Origin of the sequence: Pseudomonas sp. S60 (genome assembly GCF_016647865.1) — a bacterium.
Lineage (GTDB): Bacteria > Pseudomonadota > Gammaproteobacteria > Pseudomonadales > Pseudomonadaceae > Aquipseudomonas > Aquipseudomonas parafulva.
Map to the genome: position 1 here is coordinate 49,478 of NZ_JACVVH010000018.1, position 17,401 is coordinate 66,878.

Annotated in this window: 11 protein-coding genes and 2 pseudogenes; 7 read left to right on the forward strand and 6 right to left on the reverse strand. The window is 62.2% G+C overall.

Annotated elements, in window-relative coordinates:
- Nucleotides 1–73: 73 nt before the first annotated feature.
- Nucleotides 74–850, forward strand: a pseudogene (locus tag IAE33_RS24925) (PAS domain-containing protein); the annotation flags it as partial.
- Nucleotides 851–952: 102 nt separating this feature from the next.
- Nucleotides 953–1,402 (forward strand): annotated as a pseudogene (locus IAE33_RS24930) (methyl-accepting chemotaxis protein); the annotation flags it as partial.
- Between the two features lie 72 nt (nucleotides 1,403–1,474).
- On the opposite strand, the gene IAE33_RS11260 reads toward IAE33_RS24930, so the two are convergent.
- Complete coding sequence (locus tag IAE33_RS11260; RefSeq protein ID WP_201163562.1) at nucleotides 1,475–2,284, reverse strand: amino acid ABC transporter permease; 810 nt, start codon at nucleotides 2,282–2,284, stop codon at nucleotides 1,475–1,477.
- Complete coding sequence (locus IAE33_RS11265) at nucleotides 2,281–3,102, reverse strand: ABC transporter substrate-binding protein (protein ID WP_201163563.1); 822 nt, start codon at nucleotides 3,100–3,102, stop codon at nucleotides 2,281–2,283. Before IAE33_RS11265 ends, IAE33_RS11260 begins: the two co-directional genes overlap by 4 nt.
- 118 nt (nucleotides 3,103–3,220) lie before the next feature.
- Here IAE33_RS11265 and IAE33_RS11270 point away from each other — a divergent pair, with 118 nt between their 5' ends.
- Nucleotides 3,221–4,105, forward strand: coding sequence for a homocysteine S-methyltransferase family protein (locus IAE33_RS11270; RefSeq protein ID WP_201163596.1), 885 nt, complete (start codon nucleotides 3,221–3,223; stop codon nucleotides 4,103–4,105).
- 164 nt (nucleotides 4,106–4,269) lie between these two features.
- Nucleotides 4,270–6,243 (forward strand): BCCT family transporter, encoded by a 1,974-nt coding sequence (locus IAE33_RS11275; protein WP_201163564.1) that lies wholly within the window; start codon nucleotides 4,270–4,272, stop codon nucleotides 6,241–6,243.
- 5 nt (nucleotides 6,244–6,248) lie between these two features.
- Here the strand turns inward: IAE33_RS11275 and IAE33_RS11280 are convergent, their stop codons facing one another.
- The 4 genes from IAE33_RS11280 to IAE33_RS11295 all read right to left on the reverse strand — a co-directional run bounded on the left by IAE33_RS11280 (nucleotide 6,249) and on the right by IAE33_RS11295 (nucleotide 13,282).
- Entirely contained in the window at nucleotides 6,249–7,205 is a 957-nt protein-coding gene (locus IAE33_RS11280) for a bile acid:sodium symporter (RefSeq protein ID WP_201163565.1), read from the reverse strand.
- A 121-nt stretch (nucleotides 7,206–7,326) separates the two neighbouring features.
- Complete coding sequence (locus IAE33_RS11285; protein ID WP_201163566.1) at nucleotides 7,327–7,914, reverse strand: hypothetical protein; 588 nt, start codon at nucleotides 7,912–7,914, stop codon at nucleotides 7,327–7,329.
- 142 nt (nucleotides 7,915–8,056) lie between these two features.
- A complete protein-coding gene (gene glyA, locus IAE33_RS11290) occupies nucleotides 8,057–9,310 on the reverse strand; it encodes a serine hydroxymethyltransferase (RefSeq protein ID WP_201163567.1) in 1,254 nt (417 codons plus the stop codon).
- A 201-nt stretch (nucleotides 9,311–9,511) separates the two neighbouring features.
- The gene (locus IAE33_RS11295; RefSeq protein ID WP_328804864.1) at nucleotides 9,512–13,282 is read right to left on the reverse strand and encodes a sensor domain-containing protein; all 3,771 of its coding nucleotides are present in this window, start codon (nucleotides 13,280–13,282) and stop codon (nucleotides 9,512–9,514) included.
- 306 nt (nucleotides 13,283–13,588) lie between these two features.
- Between IAE33_RS11295 and IAE33_RS11300 the strand changes: the two genes are divergently transcribed.
- The 3 genes from IAE33_RS11300 to gdhA all read left to right on the forward strand — a co-directional run bounded on the left by IAE33_RS11300 (nucleotide 13,589) and on the right by gdhA (nucleotide 17,380).
- The gene (locus IAE33_RS11300) at nucleotides 13,589–13,978 is read left to right on the forward strand and encodes a hypothetical protein (protein ID WP_201163569.1); all 390 of its coding nucleotides are present in this window, start codon (nucleotides 13,589–13,591) and stop codon (nucleotides 13,976–13,978) included.
- Nucleotides 13,979–14,164: 186 nt separating this feature from the next.
- A complete protein-coding gene (gene ettA / locus IAE33_RS11305; protein WP_028631734.1) occupies nucleotides 14,165–15,832 on the forward strand; it encodes an energy-dependent translational throttle protein EttA in 1,668 nt (555 codons plus the stop codon).
- Between the two features lie 207 nt (nucleotides 15,833–16,039).
- Nucleotides 16,040–17,380: an NADP-specific glutamate dehydrogenase gene (gdhA, locus tag IAE33_RS11310; RefSeq protein ID WP_201163570.1), complete on the forward strand. Its 1,341-nt coding sequence runs from the start codon at nucleotides 16,040–16,042 to the stop codon at nucleotides 17,378–17,380.
- Nucleotides 17,381–17,401 lie beyond the last annotated feature (21 nt).

Here is a 17,401-nt window from a genome sequence, read left to right on the forward strand (position 1 = left end):
TTGTTTCCAGTGTCCTACCATTACCGGGGCTGTGCAGGCCCGCGAGTTGCTGCCCAACCATGCGAGGTGTTCCATGTTCAACCAACGGCTTAAGGAAGAGGTCGAGGCGCTCAGGCAGGAACTGTCCAGGCTGCGCGCTGCAGAACAGAGCAGGTCCGACGAGATGCTTGAAATCACCGTGGACCGGGGCATGCAGATCACCGCAGTCAATGAACGCTTCGCACAGTTCATCGGCATCGACGCCTCGCGGCTGGTAGGCAGTTCTCTGGGTACGCTGGCGCCCAGCTACGTCAAGGAGCTGCCGTGTTACAAGAACTTCCAGGCGGCGATTGCCAAAGGTACCGGTGTAAGCGACGCCTACCGTTACTTTGCCGCCGATGGCCGCATGGTGTGGATGCGTGCAGCCTGGTGCCCTGTGAAATCGCCCACAGGTGAAGTCACGCACATGTCTGCCTACGCCATTGACGTGACAGCTGGCATCGACCAGGCCCGCGAGAATGAAGAGCTGATCAAGGCGCTGTCCCGCTCGACGGCGGTGATCGAATTCAAGCTCGACGGCACCATCCTTACGGCCAACGAGAACTTCCTCGACACCGTGCATTACACCCTGGCGGAAATCGTCGGCAAGCACCACAGCCTGTTCTGCGACCCGGTCTACACCAGGTCTGCGGAGTATCAGCAGTTGTGGGCCAGCCTTAATGACGGCCGCTTCGTTGCCGAGCGGTTCAAGCGGCTCGACAAGCACGGGCGCGAGCTGTGGCTGGAGGCGTCTTACAACCCGGTGCGCGACACCCGTGGGCAGCTGTACAAGATCGTGAAGTTTGCCGTGGATATCACCGAGCAGGTTGAACACGAGCAGCAGGTCAACTCGGCGGCAGACGTTGCCTACGAAATTTCCCGGCAAACCGACAGCTCCGCCCAGCGTGGCGCCGAGGCTGTGCGCGATACGGTCGACACCATGAACCGCATCGTCACCCAGGTCACCAGTGTGTCCACGGGCGTCGAGGCGCTGGGGCACCAGTCGCACCTGATCACATCCATCGTTTCCACCATTGGTGGCATTGCCCAGCAAACCAACCTGCTGGCGCTTAACGCAGCCATCGAAGCGGCACGTGCCGGCGACCAGGGCCGTGGGTTCGCGGTGGTAGCGGACGAAGTGCGCAAGCTGGCTGGCCGCACCAGCGCCGCCACCCAGGAAATCGTCGAAGTGGTGCAGAAGAACAACGCCTTGGTGGAAGAGGCGGTGGTCAGCATGGGGGAGAGCCGAAAACAGGCAGAAATTGGCCTGAGCCTGGCCCAGCAGGCTGGCAGTGTGATCAGCGAGATCCAGTCCGGGGCGCAGCAGGTGGTGACGGCGGTGGGGCAGTTTTCTTCGAAGTTGGTGGCGGACGGGGGGCGTTAAAGCGCTGTTTTTTCAACACCTGCCTGGCCATTGCCACGCGTCGGAACACCTGCGTGGCGATGGCTGCCAGGCTCAACGCTTATACGCCTTCCCGTAATGCCCCTCCAACCGCGCCTGCACCAGTTCCAGCACAATCGACAGCACCCAATAGATCACCGCCGCCGTGGTCAGCATTTCCAGGTAGCGGTAGCTGGAGCGGCCGTAGGACTGGGCAAGGAACATGACTTCCCATACCCCCATCACCGAGATCAGCGACGAATCCTTCAGCATCGAGATGAACTGGTTGGCCGTGGGCGGGATGATCACGCGCATGGCCTGGGGCAGCACGATGCTGCTGAAGATTTGCGGCGGGCGCATGCCCAGAGCCAGTGCGGCCTCACGCTGGCCCCGGGCCACGCCCAGAATACCGGCGCGGAAGATTTCGCTGAGGTAGGCGCCGTAGTTCAGCGACAGGGCGATGATGCCGGCACTGATGGCGCCTGGCACCAGCCCCACCTGGGGCAGGCCCAGGTAGATGAGCAGGATCTGGATCAGCAGCGGCGTACCGCGGAAGAACGAGGTATAGAAGCTGGCCACGCCCACCAGCACCGCACTGCCCGACAGCCTGGCCAGGGCCGCAGCAAAACCCAGCAGCACCGACACCACCATCGAGCACAGGCACAGGAACAGCGTCAGTGCCGCCCCTTGCAGAAACCCGTTTGGCCCAAGCTTGAAGCCCGCCAGGTTGGGAAACTTCTCCACAATGATCGAGAACTTCAGGTCGAAGCTGAGAAAGAACCCGATAAACAGCGCAAACATCACCAGCCAGGTCAGCAGCAACCGGGTTTTGAAGCCCAACAGGCGGGTGCCTGTGGGTTTGGGGGCGGAAGGGAAGGTACTCATTTGCTGATATCGGCGCCGATCCATTTCTGCGACAGCTTGCTCAGGGTGCCATCCGCTTTCAGCTCGGCGAATACCTGGCGTACCTTGGCATCCCACTCGGCGTCGCCTTTTTCGATGGCAACGGCGTTCGGCTCTTCATAAAGCGGCGCACCGGCCAGCTTGAAGCGCTTGTCCTGGTTCAGGCGCGGTTGTGCGGTTACCAGGTTGGTGAGGATGGCGTCCAGGCGCACGCCGGCGCCCAGCCCCAGGTCCTGGAAGGCGACGTTGTCGGTATCGTAGGGCGCGATCTGCACGAAATCGAACGGGTAATCGATCTTGCGCCCCTCGTCACCTTCAATCACCAGGTTCTTGTTCAGGTAGCTTTCGTAGCTGGAGGCGCTGGTCAGGCCTACCTTGCGCCCGTCCAGGTCCTTGGCGCCATGAATGCGGTCGTCCTTGGCGTTGACCACGATCACCGCAGGCGATGCGTAGTACTCAACCGGGAAGTCGAACACTTCGCCGCGGGCCTTGCTCGGGGTCATGGAGCAGATACAGATGTCGTAGCGGCCGCTCCAGCGCCCTGCGGCGATCACGTCCCAGGACGGGGTTTCGAGGCGCAGTTTCACGCCCAGCTTGGCGGCCACGGCCTTGGCCACATCCACGTCGAAGCCATCCAGCTGGTTCTGGTCGTTCAGGAAGGAAAACGGCGGGTAACTCTCCATCAGCACATTGACCAGTTCCTTGCGCGATTCGACTCGCTCCAGCGTGGCACCGGCAAAAGCCTGGGAAGCGGTGGCAAGCAGCACGAGGCCCGCGCCGAGCAATGCAGAAAATCGCATGTTCATACCTGAAAAGTTGGCCAAAAAAGGGATTGGGTATTTAATAGTTATATATGTGGTCAACATAATGAATTTTATTCATAAGCACCTTTAGAGTAGTTATATGAAACAGCGAGCGATGGTGATTCTTGACGGTGGCATGGGCCGTGAACTGCAACGCAGCGGGGCGCCGTTCCGCCAGCCCGAGTGGTCGGCACTGGCCCTGAGCGAAGCGCCGGAGGCTGTGGTGGGTGTGCATGCGGCGTTCATCGCTGCAGGTGCCCAGGTGATCACCAGTAACAGCTACGCGGTGGTGCCCTTCCATATTGGCGAAGCGCGCTTCGCTGAAGAGGGGCGCCAGCTCGCCAACATTGCCGGGCAACTGGCCCGTCACGCCGCCGACAGCGGGGCGCACCCGGTGAAGGTGGCAGGCTCCTTGCCACCGCTGTTCGGCTCCTACCGCCCAGACCTGTTCCAGCCAGAGCGCGTGGCAGAGGTGCTGCTGCCACTGCTGCAAGGCCTGTCGCCCCATGTGGACCTGTGGCTGGCAGAAACCCAAAGCGCCATTGCCGAAGTGCGGGCCATTCATCAGCACCTGCCTGAAGACGGCCGCCCGTTCTGGGTGTCGTTCACCTTGCAGGACGAAGACGTGGATGCCGTGCCACGCCTGCGCTCCGGTGAACCGGTAGCCGATGCCATCGAGGCCGTGGTTGCCCTCGGTGCTGCTGCGGTGCTGTTCAACTGCAGCCAGCCAGAAGTGATTGGCGCTGCAATCGATGTGGCCCGCCAGGTGATCGAGCAGCACGGGGCCGAGGTGGCAATAGGGGCGTACGCCAACGCCTTCCCGCCGCAGCCCAAGGAGGCCACGGCCAACGACGGCCTGGATGAACTGCGTGAAGACCTCGACCCACCGGGCTACCTGGCCTGGGCCACCGACTGGCGCGAGCGGGGTGCCAGCATGGTAGGTGGCTGCTGCGGCATCGGCCCGGAGCACATTGCCGCGCTCAAACGCGACCTGGGCTGACCTGCTGGCGAATGCCTGGCGGTAAAACACAGCGGTTAAGTTTGGGAAATGCCGGAACTGACGGTAAGGTTTCAGCATCTCTCATTCATCACGCGCCGAGGGTGGTCGTGTCCTGACCACCCATTCACGATGCGCAGCGCTGAACGCCAGGAGTAATACTGCCTATGACTGCAGAGCAAAAACGCAGGAGCACCATCAACCCGCCCGTCTTCTTCACCAGTGCCATACTCGTATTGTTGCTGGTGCTGTATGCCACTGTTTTCCAGGAACACGCCCAGCGCGTATTCGAACACGTCCAGCAATGGATCATCACCAACGCCAGCTGGTTCTACATCCTCACCGTGGCGCTGGTACTGATCAGCGTGGTGTTCCTGGCGGTCAGCCGTTATGGCGACATCAAGCTGGGCCCGGACCACAGCGAGCCGGATTACCCCAACAAAAGCTGGTTCGCCATGCTGTTCTCCGCAGGCATGGGCATCGGCCTGATGTTCTTCGGCGTTGCAGAGCCGGTGATGCACTTCATCAACCCGCCGGTGGGTGAGCCCAACACCATCGCGGCAGCGCGCGAAGCGATGAACATCACGTTCTTCCACTGGGGCCTGCATGCCTGGGCCATCTACGCCATCGTGGCGCTGATCCTGGCTTACTTCAGTTTCCGCAACGGGCTGCCGCTGACCCTGCGTTCGGCGCTGTACCCGTTGATTGGCGAGCGTATCTACGGCCCCATTGGGCATGCGGTGGACATTTTTGCCATTCTGGGCACGGTGTTTGGCGTCGCCACTTCGCTGGGCTACGGCGTGCTGCAGATCAACAGCGGCCTGCACCAGCTGTTCGGCTTGCCCATCAGCACCACCATCCAGGTCATTCTGATTGCCGTCACCTGTACCCTTGCCACCCTGTCGGTGGCCAGTGGGCTGGATAAAGGCATCCGTATCCTCTCCGAGCTCAACCTGGGCCTGGCGGTGATTCTGATGCTGTTCGTGCTGATTGTGGGCCCGACCGTGTTCCTGCTGCAGGCCTACGTACAGAACACGGGCGCTTACTTGTCCGATATCGTCAATAAAACCTTCAACCTGTTCGCCTACGAGCCCACCGACTGGATCGGTGGCTGGACGTTGCTGTACTGGGGCTGGTGGCTGTCCTGGTCGCCCTTCGTCGGGCTGTTCATCGCGCGTATTTCCCGCGGCCGCACCATTCGCGAGTTCGTCTGCGGCGTCTTGTTCGTACCGGCCGGCTTCACCCTGCTGTGGATGACCGTGTTCGGCGATACCGCCATTCACATGATCCTGCACGGCGGCATCAAGGACCTGGCCACGGTCGTCGACCAGGACAGTTCGCTGGCGCTCTTCGCATTCCTTGAGCACTTCCCGTGGTCAACGGCCGTGTCGATGCTGGCGGTGCTGATGGTGGTGGTGTTCTTCGTGACCTCTGCCGACTCCGGGGCACTGGTAGTCGACATGCTTGCCTCGTCGGGCAAAGGCCATTCGCCGCTATGGCAGCGGGTGTTCTGGTCGGTCACCATGGGCGCCGTGGCTATCGCCCTGTTGCTGGCCAACGGCCTGAAAGCGTTGCAGGCGGCCACTATCGCCAGCGCCTTGCCGTTTGCGGTCATTCTGCTGGTGGCAATCTGGGGGCTGTTCAAGGCGCTTGGCCTGGATGCCACCCGGCGCGGCCTGCGCACCCAGGCCCTGCCCGGCCAGCGCCAGCACCGGCAGAACCACGGCGGCTGGCAGCGGCGCCTGCGCAACATTGCCATGATGCCGCGCCGGGCTCACGTGACGCGCTTCATCAACGATGTGGTGAAACCTGCCTGTGAGGAAGTGGCCCAGGAACTGCGCAAGCAGGGTTACGACGTCACGGTAGATGAACGCGACGACGGCCGTGTCACGCTGGAGTTGTCCCATGCGGGTGAAGGCCGCTTCAAATACGAAGTTCGCCCCCGCGCGTTCAATACCCCCAGTTTTGTCATCCGCGAGTCGGACGACAACAACGATGCGCGCAAGTACTTCCGCGCCGAGGTGTACCTGCGTGAAGGTGGCCAGGACTACGACGTCATGGGCTGGAGCCGTGAAGATGTGATCGGCGACATCCTGGACCAGTACGAGCGCCACCTGCACTACCTGCACGTGGTCAGCTGAGCCCTTTACGTGCGGGTGAGCCTCGGGATCGCCCGCACGTAGATCAGCTCGCACACCAGCTCCACCAGTGTTTGCGTAATCACCGCCGCCGCTGCCAGGGTGCGTAACGGCTCTGGCAAGGCCAGTGCCAATGGCAGCACCACCAGTGAATTACGGGTGGATGCACTGAACATCACCGAGCGTTGCTGGGGTACCGGCAGCCGCATCAGCCGTGCGGTCGCCCAGCCGATCAGCGGTGCCAGTACTGCAAAGGCCAGGTACACCGGTACCACGGGTAGCAACTGGCCCAAGTCCCTCTGCATCACGCTGATCTGCGGTGCGATCACCACGAACAGCACCAGCGCCATTGCCGGCACTGGCATCCAGGCCCAGGCATCATTCCACGCAGCCACCGCACTGGACCGTTTGACGCTTGCGCTGCTCAGCACCGCCAGCCCCAGCGGCAGCACGATCAGTAACAGAAATGCCTGCAGAAACGGACTGATCGCCAAGCCTACCTGCGCGCTGTCCCCCAGCAATACCGCCAGGTAAACCGGCAGCAGCACCAGTTGCAGCAACAGCAACATGGGCGTGGCCGCCAGGGTCAACCGTGCATCGCCCTTGCCCAAGTGGGTGAACACCACCACGTAGTCGATACAGGGCGTCAGCAGTACCAGCAATGCGCCCACCAGCAGTGCTGGGTGGTGCACCAGGCCGCGGGTAATGGCCGCTACCAGCAACGGCACCAGAATGAAATTGGCCAGCAGCAAGGCAGCCATGAAACGGCGATTGCTCAGGCCCTCGCGCAGGCTCAGAAACGGAATCTGCAGGAACATGGCGTACATCAGTACGGCAATAGTGGGCGTGGCCAGTGCCTCCAGATAGCGCGCGGAGGTGCTGGACAGCAAGCCAAACACGATGGCCGCCAGCACGGCGGCGAAGTAGATCGGGGTCTGGTGGGTTTCGAGTTGGTCTCTGGTCAAGGGGAGCCTGTGAGCTTGAGCAAAAAACCACAGGTTAATCTGAAAAGTAGCCGGTTGCCGAGACAACGGCATTTGCGGCCCGGCTACGCGGCTGCTTTCCTGGCCTTAGGCTAATGATTGCTCAGGCAGACCTGTACCAGTCCACATCCCGCTGCTCGATTGCCAGCCTGAGCGTGCACCGGTCAGCCGCCGCGTGGCACATGGCATAGCCACCAACCGGGAATAGGGACTGGAGCCCGAGCGGGTTATCGGTGCTCACAAGTGAGATATCGATTTCGTCCGTCTCGGTTGTGATGACATCCAAATGTTCGCCGGTAGCGGCAGCAATGACTGACCAGAGGGTGGGATCTTTCTGTTCGATAGGCTTGACCGCCACCAGCCCTTCCTCCGTGACGAAAACGCCCTGGCCAAAATGCGGGCCACTGCGAATGTAAAGGCGATAACCCTCGTCACTGTGGCGGAAGTACAACAACAATGGGGCCGGCGCAGCCGCTCGCTCAAAGGTAATCAGCCCCAGGTCCTGGCCGTGTTGCCAGTCCTCATCCGAGCAATTGAGCATGCCAAGCACCGATGCGCCGTCCAGGGCATGTGCAGGGCTAGCCAGTGGACTCTCCAGCACCACCTGACCACGGGTCATGCTGTCGAAAGTATTCACTGGGCAACCATTTACTTGCAGGGTTGCAATAAAGGAACGGGCTTTGTGTGTCATCAGGGGGCGCCTCCAATGTGTTCAACGGAGGCAGGAGGCTAAGGTGAACCCTGGCTGGGGCCTATCTGGAACCGATTCCGGGATGCCTGCAGGCACAAAAAAGCCCGGCATCAAACCGGGCTTCTTCAGCTCAACGCTGCGATCAGTTGCCGTAAACCGGCAGCTTCTTGCAGATGGCCTTGACCTTCTCGCGAACGGCGTCGATCACCGCGTCGTTGTTCAGGTCAGCCAGGATGTCGCAGATCCAGCCGGCCAGTTCACGGCATTCGGCTTCCTTGAAACCACGGGTGGTAACGGCCGGGGTGCCGAAACGCAGGCCCGAGGTGACGAACGGCGAGCGTGGGTCGTTCGGTACCGAGTTCTTGTTGACGGTGATGAAGGCTTTGCCCAGGGCGGCGTCTGCATCCTTGCCCGAGATATCCTGTTTGATCAGCGACAGCAGGAACAGGTGGTTCTTGGTACCGCCAGACACCACGTCGAAGCCGCGCTCGATGAACACGCTGGCCATGGCCTGGGCGTTCTTCACCACTTGCTCCTGGTAGGCCTTGAACTCAGGCTGCAGGGCTTCCTTGAAGCAGATGGCCTTGGCAGCGATGACGTGCTCCAGCGGGCCACCTTGGGCGCCCGGGAATACGGCAGAGTTGAGCTTCTTCTCGATCTCTTCGTTCTTGCGCGCGAGGATCAGGCCGCCGCGCGGGCCGCGCAGGGTTTTGTGGGTGGTAGTGGTGACCACGTCTGCGAACGGCACCGGGTTCGGGTAAACACCCGCAGCCACCAGGCCGGCCACGTGGGCCATGTCGACGAACAGGTAGGCACCGACCTTGTCGGCGATGGCGCGGAAGCGGGCGAAGTCCAGCACCTGTGAGTAGGCCGAGAAGCCGGCAACGATCATTTTCGGCTTGTGCTCGACCGCCAGGCGCTCGACTTCGTCGTAGTCGATCAGGCCGTTGCCGTCGATGCCGTACTGGATGGCGTTGTACAGCTTGCCCGAGGAGCTGACGGAAGCACCGTGGGTGAGGTGGCCGCCGTGGGCCAGGCTCATGCCCAGAATGGTGTCACCGGCCGACAGCAGCGCCAGGTAGACCGCAGCGTTGGCCTGGGAACCTGCGTGTGGCTGAACGTTGGCGTAGTCGGCGCCGAACAGCTGCTTGGCACGGTCGATGGCCAGTTGCTCGACCACGTCGACATACTCGCAACCGCCGTAGTAGCGCTTGCCTGGGTAGCCTTCGGCGTACTTGTTGGTCAGCACCGAGCCCTGGGCTTCCATGACAGCCGGGCTGGTGTAGTTTTCCGAGGCGATCAGCTCGATATGCTCTTCCTGGCGCAGTTCTTCTTGCTGCATGGCTTCGAAGAGCTCGGCGTCGTACTTGGCAATGGTCAAATCACGGCTGAACATGGCGGTCCTCAAGGATCGGGGTGAATTGGGGGGGCATTCTAACCGATTGCTCTGCAGCTGGCATATGAAGTGGCATCAAGTCGCGGACCAAAGGGCCTCATGTTGCAGGCCGCGCCGTTTGTGGGCTGGAGGTGGGCGGTAGTTGACTTGAAAGTCCGGTTTCAAGCGGTGCAGAGCATCGCGTGCCGCGCACTGGAAACGTCAGTCGAACATGAACAGCGTTTCGTTGGCGAACTGGGCTTCGAACTGGTGGGCCGGCATGGGCCGCCCGAACAGGTAACCCTGCACTTCGTCGCAACCATGCTCACGCAGAAACTCCAGCTGCTCATGGGTTTCGACACCTTCGGCGATCACTGCCAGGTTCAGGCTGTGGGCCATGGCGATGATGGCCCTGGCGATCTGCGCGTCCTGCTCGCCAGCCGGCAGGCCATCGACGAAGGTACGGTCGATCTTGAGCACGTCGATGGGGAACTGCTTGAGGTAGTTGAGCGATGAATAACCGGTACCAAAATCATCCACGGCAATGCTCAGCCCCAGGTTCTTCAGGCCGGCGAGAATCTGCAGCGCCTCGTTCACCTCGCGCATCAGGATGCTCTCGGTCAACTCCAGCTCCAGACACGCCGGTGGCAGGCCGGTTTCATCCAGGATGTTGGCGATGCGGGTGCCCAGTTGGCCGTCGGAAAACTGCCGCGCCGAGATGTTCACCGACACCTTGGGCACCCGCACCTTGGCCTTGTGCCAGGCCTTGAGCTGACGGCTGGCTTCGCGCAGCACCCAGTCGCCCACGTCCACCACCAGGCCCAGTTCCTCGATCACCGGGATAAAGTCGCCCGGCGGCACCAGGCCTCGGGTTGGGTGCCGCCAGCGCAGCAGCGCCTCGGCGCCGGTCAGGCGCTTGCCGTCGCCGCTGAACTGCGGCTGGTAGTAAAGAATGAACTCATTCTGCTCCAGCGCGTGGCGCAGGTCGCTTTCCAGCTCCAGGCGCTCCAGGGCGCTGGCGTTCATCTCGGCCTGGTAGAACTGGAAGTTGTTCTTGCCACGCTCCTTGGCGTGGTACATGGCTGTGTCGGCGTTCTTCATCAGTTGGCTAAGCTCGCTGCCATCTTGCGGGCTGAGGGCGATGCCGATACTGGCGGTAACGAAGAACTCGCGGTTTTCCAGCACGAACGGACGCACCAGGCTGCCAAGGATGTTCTCCGCCACATGAATGGCGCGGTTCAGGGCCAGTTGGCGGGTGGCCCGCGGTTGCAGCAACAAAGTGAACTCGTCGCCACCCATGCGCGCGACGGTGTCGTCGTCGTCCACGCAGGCCAGCAGGCGCTGGGCCATGTCCTTGAGCATGCGGTCGCCGGCGGCGTGGCCCAGGGAGTCGTTGATCGGCTTGAAGCGGTCCAGGTCGAGGAACATCAGCACCACCCATGCCTTCTGCCGCTCGGCTTGCTGCAGGGCGTTGTACAGGCGGTCCTGGAACAGCGTGCGGTTGGGCAGGTGGGTGAGGGCGTCGTAGTAGGCCAGGCGGTGAATGCGCTGTTCGCTGGCCTTGCGCTCGCTGATGTCGGTGAAGAAGCACACGTAGCTGGCCAGGTCGCCTTCGTCATCCAGCACGGCGGTGATGCCCACCCAGGCCGGGTAGTGATCGCCATCGCGGCGCTTGAGCCACACTTCGCCTTCCCAGCTGCCGCGCTGGTTCAGCTGCTTGAGGATGTAGCCCAGGTGCGCTTGCTGCTGCTCGTTCATCACCAGCATGCCCGGCAGTTGGTCCAGCACCTCGCTGACCGCATAGCCGCTGACGCGGCTGAACGCTTCATTGGCCTGCACGATGTAGCCAGCCGGGTCGGTGATCAGGATCGCCGACGTGGAGTGCTCGAATACCGTGGCGGCCATGCGCAGGTCTTTTTCGGCGCGGCGTTGCTGGCTGATGTCGCGGCCCACACCCAGCACCCCTTCGAAGCGCTGGTCGTCGTCCCACACCAGCACCAGGCGCAGTTCGATCGGGATCTTGCGGCCGTCGGCGCGCAGGCAGTCGAACAGGAACAGTTGCATTGGCAGATGGTTGCGCAACTCGGCCAGTTGGGCCGGGTCGTCCATGGCCTTGCTGACGCGCTCCATCAGGCCGTAAATACCCGTGAGCTGGGCCGGGTTGGCAATGATCGACTGCCAGCCGTTGGCGAAAATCCAGTCGGTCTGGTAGCCCAGCACGCTTTGCACCGAAGGGCTCACATAGTCCAGCTTGAGCTGGCTGTCCGTGGAGAAGATCACATCGCTGATGCTCTCGGCCAGCATGCGGTAGCGTTGTTCGCTGTCGCGCAGCGACTGGCTGGCTTCGATCTGCACGGTAACATCCTTGCCCACCCCGATGATGCGTGTCACCTGGCCGTCTGCGTCGCGGGCCAGCACCTGCTCACGGATGTCATAGCAGCGCCAGTTGCCGTCGCGGTGGCGGAAGCGCAACTGGCAGTGCAGCGGCTGGTCGTGCCCGGTTTCACGTTGCTGCTGGCGCAAGGCCTTGTAGTGGTCGGCATCTTCAGGGTGCAGCAGCAGTTCCCAGAAGCGGTCGCCCATCTGAGCCAGCTCGGTGCGGTCGTAACCCAGTGTCTGGCCCAGGTGACGGTTGCTGAAGATCATCCGCTGGCTGTGCACATCCTGCACGTACAGCTGGTCTGGTACGGTGCGGACCACGTCCGACCAGAAGCTTTCGCGCTCCAGCAGTGACAGTTCCACCTTCTTGCGGCTGGTGATGTCGCTGATGCTCAGGATCACGGCCTGGTAGTCCCGGCGCTGCTGCGGCAGGCGTGCCATCAGCCACAGGTGCAGCTCGCCACCGAGGGGGGAGGGCAGGCGCACTTCCAGCTCCAGCAAGGCGCGCTGCTCGATCAAGGCATCGATCAGTTGCATGCCGACGCTGTCGCGGCCATTGCCGCTTTCTTCGAACAGGCGCTGCCAGGCCCCTTCATGGCTGTCGATGTTCAGCAACTGGCGGGCCACTTGGTTGATCTCGGTGATCTTCAGTTGCTGCAGCAGAGCGCGGCGCAGGTTTGGCTCCAGGGCCAGGCTTTGCTTGAGCGCTGCGCGGTTACGCACGTGGTAGCGGTCCAGTTGCCCGGGAAGGCTGGACAGGTCCAGCACGCACAGCGCTACGCCAGTGCCTTCGAAAATTTCCTGGTAGCGCCGGCGGTCTTCCTGCAATGCGCGCTGGCGGCGGCGCATGTTGATCAGGGCCAGCAGCGGCAGCAGTGCGCAGATCAGCACCAGCACGCACTTGCCGATCAGCGCGGGCAGCAGCTTCTGCCGCGCCAGATGCGCGTCGAATTGCCCGCGCAACTGCCAGGTGCTGCTGTCGATGAACGCCAGCATCACGCTCTGCAACGGCGCCTGGCTGCTGTGTGAGGACAGGTGGCGTTGCAGTACATCGCCGCTGCGGCTGTTTTCCAGCAGCCATTGCGGGTGGCTGGCGCCGTTCAGGCGGTCGGTAAGGGTGCTGTAGTAGTCAGGTGACAGGCGCAGCAGCCAGTAGCCGCGGTCCTGCTCGGGCGCCTGGCGCAGCAGCAGGTAAAGCGTGCGGTTGTCGGCGGCGTTGGTGAAAAAGTACGGGCGGCCCTGGTTGAGCTTGAGCAATTCGTCGATCAAGGCGCGATCGCCCGCACCCGGCAGGCTGTCGATACGCGAACGGCCCGCGCTGTCCAGCCACGCCACGCTCTGCAATGCGGGTATCCGTTCGCGCAGCACGCCGACCAGCGCACTGACCGCAGCCGGGGCCGGCGCTTTGATATAGGGCTGCATCACATTGATGGCCTGCTGCGCCTTGAACGCCATGTTCAGGCTCAGGTGGTCGGCCAGTTCCGTGGTGGCATCCAGGCTCTTCTTGCGCAGCTCGGCCTGGGTATTGTTGAACTGGGCGAACAGCTGCCACAACAACAGGCCCAGCAGCAGCAAGGCCAGCAACGCCAACGCACCCTTGATCGACCCTCGCATGCTGGTAGCGGGCGCGTGGGGCGCGGAACGCGATGAAGGCGGTAGCGTGTGATTGGTCAAGCGTCGATCCTGCGATTGGGCTGGCGATGGCAGGTAGGGTCATGCGCGGCGGCTGCCGGTGCCTGGCTGCCATACCGCGGTGGCGCACTATAAGCCGGACACTCGAAACCGGCTAGCATGCCTAGCATTGTGGCAAAGTGCCAGCGCTGTTCGCCGTGTCCCGTGGGGCCCTGGTTCGGCAAGCCCCTGCAACCTGTGCGAGAATGCCGCCCGCTTCACATGACAACGCATCGGAGATGTTCGGTTTTGGTTACTCACTTTTCCACCAATGGCCTCGATTCCGCCTGTGGGCGCAGCAGTCAGACCCTTGTCAGCACTGCCGTGACCGAGGACGTATCCTGCAAGACTTGCCAGCGCTCGCTGGTAAAACCCGCCGCAGCCACCAAGGCCAAGGCGCCGTCGCTGGCCGAGTTGCGTACCAGCGCCAGGGCAGCTGCGCAACCGGCACCTGTAGCTGTGGCCAAGCCAGGCGCCAAGCCGGTCGCCACGCCTTCCGCCACGTCGGCACCTGTGGCCCCTGTACAGCCAGCGCGCAGCGGTGGTTTCAGCGTCAAGTCGGCCTGGGCTTCGCGCCTTGCCGAGCAAGGTGAGCGTTGCCGCTTGCCACGCGGCAAGGCCAGGCAGCGCCACGTCTGACCCCGCGCTGGCCGCAGCACCTGCAGGCCAGCGCCCCCTTTTTCTCGACCATTAGCCACGCCTATGCAACGCGGCGCGTTGGCGTAGAATGGTCCACTTTGTTCAACGACACCCGACCGTGACTCCCCTGGCCATCGCCGGGGCGCTCGTCGATGTCCTTACTTATCTGAATGAGAGGGCTTGGTTTTGGCTCAATACGTCTACACCATGCATCGGCTGAGCAAGGTCGTGCCGCCGAAGCGGGAAATTCTCAAGAACATTTCCCTGTCGTTCTTCCCGGGCGCCAAGATCGGTGTACTCGGCCTGAACGGCGCGGGTAAATCGACACTGCTGCGCATCATGGCGGGTGTCGACAAGGAGTTTGACGGCGAAGCCCGCCCGATGCCCGACATCAACGTGGGTTACCTGCCGCAGGAGCCGCAACTGGACCCCACCAAGTCGGTGCGCGAAGTGGTCGAAGAAGCGGTCAGCGTAATCAAGGACGCACAGGCCCGCCTGGACGAGGTCTACGCGGCCTACGCCGAGCCCGATGCCGACTTCGACAAGCTGGCCGCCGAACAGGCCAAGCTTGAAGCCATCCTGCAGGCCGCCGACGGCCATAACCTGGAGCGCCAGCTGGACGTGGCGGCCGATGCCCTGCGCCTGCCGGCCTGGGATGCGCGCATCGAACACCTGTCCGGCGGTGAAAAGCGCCGTGTAGCCCTGTGCCGCCTGCTGCTGTCGGCCCCCGACATGCTGCTGCTGGACGAACCGACCAACCACCTGGACGCCGATTCCGTCGCCTGGCTGGAGCGCTTCCTGCACGACTTCCCGGGCACCGTGGTAGCCATTACCCACGACCGGTACTTCCTCGACAACGTTGCCGGCTGGATCCTGGAACTGGACCGTGGTGCGGGTATCCCGTACGAAGGCAACTACTCTGGCTGGCTGGAAGCCAAGTCCGATCGCCTGGCGCAAGAGTCCAAGCAGCAGAGCGCCCACGAAAAGGCCATGAAGGAAGAACTGGAATGGGTGCGCAAAGGCGCCAAGGCCCGCCAGTCCAAGTCCAAGGCGCGCCTGCAGCGGTTCGAAGAAATGCAGTCGCAGGAATTCCAGAAACGCAGCGAAACCAACGAGATCTACATACCGGCTGGCCCGCGTCTGGGTGACAAGGTCATCGAGTTCAAGAACGTCACCAAGGGCTATGGTGACCGCGTACTCATCGACAACCTGTCGTTTGCCATGCCCAAGGGCGCCATTGTGGGTGTGATCGGCGGTAACGGTGCCGGTAAGTCGACCCTGTTCCGCATGCTGATGGGCAAGGAACAACCGGACTCGGGCAGCATCGAGATTGGCGAAACCGTGCAGCTGGCCTGCGTGGACCAGAGCCGCGAAGACCTGGACGGTGGCAAAACCGTGTTCCAGCAGGTTTCCGACGGCTCCGACCAGATCCGCATCGGCAACTACGAGATCCCGTCGCGTACCTATGTTGGTCGCTTCAACTTCAAGGGCGGTGACCAGCAGAAGTTCGTCAAGGACCTGTCCGGTGGTGAGCGTGGGCGCCTGCACCTGGCTCTCACCCTGAAAGAGGGCGGCAACGTGCTGCTGCTCGACGAACCGTCCAACGACCTCGACGTTGAAACCCTGCGTTCGCTGGAAGAAGCCTTGCTGGACTTCCCTGGCGCCGCCATCGTGATTTCCCACGACCGTTGGTTCCTGGACCGTGTAGCCACGCACATCCTGGCTTACGAAGACGATTCCAACGTGGTGTTCTTCGAAGGCAACTACACCGAGTACGAAGCCGACCGCAAGAAGCGCCTGGGTGATGCTGCTGCCCAGCCGCACCGTGTGCGCCACAAAAAGCTGGCCCAGTAAGCCGCTTTCAGCTGCACAACGATGGGGCCTTCAAGGCCCCATTTTTGTGCCTGTAATCGGCAAATAGCGTTTTATTTTGTATACATTTATATAAAACGCACCAAATAATTTCATTAAAACGACATCGCGCCCTGTTGCAGGGCGATTGCTTCTTGGTACATTCCAGAGAAAACCAATAAGTCCAATCCTCTTGGTGAGATGTCTACCATGATCGAATCCGTCGACGATTTCCTCGCACGCCTGCAGCAGCGTGACCCCGGCCAACCGGAATTCCACCAGGCCGTGGAAGAGGTGCTGCGCACCCTCTGGCCGTTCCTTGAAGCCAACCCCCATTACCTGCAGGCGGGCATTCTGGAGCGCATGGTGGAGCCTGAGCGCGCGGTGCTGTTCCGGGTTTCCTGGGTGGATGACCAGGGCAAGGTGCAGGTCAACCGCGGCTACCGCATCCAGATGAGCAGCGCCATCGGCCCGTACAAGGGCGGCCTGCGCTTCCACCGGTCGGTGAACCTCAGCGTGCTGAAGTTTCTGGCGTTCGAGCAGGTATTCAAGAACTCCCTGACCTCCCTGCCCATGGGCGGCGGCAAGGGCGGTTCGGACTTCGACCCCAAGGGCAAGAGCGACGCTGAAGTAATGCGCTTCTGCCAGGCGTTCATGAGTGAGCTGTATCGCCACATCGGCGCTGATTGCGATGTGCCGGCCGGCGACATTGGTGTGGGTGCCCGCGAGATTGGCTTTATGTTCGGCCAGTACAAACGCCTGGCCAACCACTTCACGTCGGTGCTCACCGGCAAGGGCATGACCTATGGCGGCAGCCTGATCCGCCCGGAGGCAACTGGCTACGGCTGCGTATATTTCGCCGAAGAGATGCTCAAGCGCCAGAACCAGCGTATTGATGGCCGTCGCGTGGCCATCTCGGGCTCGGGCAACGTTGCCCAATATGCGGCGCGCAAGGTCATGGACTTGGGCGGCAAGGTTATTTCGCTGTCTGACTCAGAAGGCACGCTGTACGCCGAAGCGGGCCTCACTGATGCCCAGTGGGATGCGCTGATGGAGCTGAAAAACGTCAAGCGTGGGCGCATCAGCGAATTGGCCGCGCAGTTTGGTCTGGAATTCCGCAAGGGCCAAACCCCGTGGAGCCTGGTGTGCGATATCGCGTTGCCTTGCGCCACCCAAAACGAGCTGGATGTGGACGATGCCAAGGCGCTGCTGGGCAATGGCTGCATCTGTGTAGCCGAGGGCGCCAACATGCCTACCACGCTTGCGGCTGTGGATATCTTCCTGGAGGCAGGCATTCTGTATGCCCCTGGCAAGGCCTCCAACGCCGGCGGTGTGGCTGTGTCGGGCCTGGAAATGTCACAGAACGCCATGCGCCTTCTGTGGACGGCCGGCGAAGTGGACAACAAGCTGCACGGCATCATGCAGTCGATTCACCATGCGTGCGTGCATTACGGCGAAGAGGCCGACGGCCGCGTCAATTACGTCAAGGGTGCAAACATCGCAGGCTTCGTGAAAGTAGCGGATGCGATGCTGGCCCAAGGCGTAGTCTGACCCGCCCGCTATCAGGGCCGC